We start from the raw sequence: 1089 nt of genomic DNA on the forward strand, positions 1-1089 counted from the left end.
TCGCCGCGTCAGATGGTGTCGGTCGCGACCGCGATGATCCCGTTCCTCGAGCACGATGACGCCAACCGTGCCCTGATGGGTGCGAACATGCAGCGTCAGGCCGTGCCGCTGATCCGTTCCGAGGCCCCGATCGTTGGCACCGGTATGGAACTGCGTGCCGCGGTCGACGCCGGTGATGTCGTGGTGAACGAGAAGGCTGGTGTCGTCGAAGAGGTTTCGGCTGATTACATCACCGTGATGGCTGATGACGGCACTCGTAAGTCTTATCGGATGCGTAAGTTCGCGCGTTCGAATCAGGGCACGTGTGCGAATCAGCGTCCGATTGTGGATGAGGGTCAGCGGGTCGAGCAGGGTCATGTGCTTGCTGATGGTCCGTGCACCGAGAACGGTGAGATGGCTTTGGGCAAGAACTTGCTCGTGGCGATCATGCCGTGGGAGGGCCACAACTACGAGGACGCGATCATCTTGTCGCAGCGTCTGGTGGAAGAGGATGTTCTCACCTCGATTCATATCGAGGAGCATGAGATCGATGCTCGTGATACCAAGTTGGGTGCTGAGGAGATCACTCGGGATATCCCGAATGTTTCCGATGAGGTGTTGGCTGATCTTGATGATCGCGGCATTATTCGTATCGGTGCCGAGGTTCGTGATGGTGACATCTTGGTCGGCAAGGTCACTCCGAAGGGTGAGACCGAGCTGACGCCGGAGGAGCGGTTGCTTCGTGCGATCTTCGGTGAGAAGGCGCGTGAGGTGCGTGATACCTCGTTGAAGGTTCCTCATGGTGAGTCGGGCAAGGTCATCGGTATTCGCGTGTTCTCACGTGAGGATGATGATGATTTGCCTCCTGGTGTGAATGAGCTGGTGCGTGTGTATGTGGCGCAGAAGCGCAAGATCCAGGATGGTGACAAGCTCGCGGGTCGCCACGGTAACAAGGGTGTGATCGGCAAGATCCTGCCGACCGAGGATATGCCGTTCATGCCGGATGGCACTCCGGTCGACATTATTTTGAATACGCATGGTGTGCCGCGTCGTATGAATATCGGTCAGATCTTGGAGACCCACCTGGGGTGGATCGGCAAGACCGGCTGG

At 57.9% G+C, this 1089-nt stretch carries 1 pseudogene; it reads left to right on the plus strand.

What is annotated here, in order from left to right:
* Positions 1–1089 (plus strand): annotated as a pseudogene (locus tag ACLMAJ_RS37995) (DNA-directed RNA polymerase subunit beta); the annotation flags it as partial.

Source organism: Nocardia arseniciresistens (assembly GCF_046764875.1).
Lineage (GTDB): Bacteria > Actinomycetota > Actinomycetes > Mycobacteriales > Mycobacteriaceae > Nocardia > Nocardia arseniciresistens.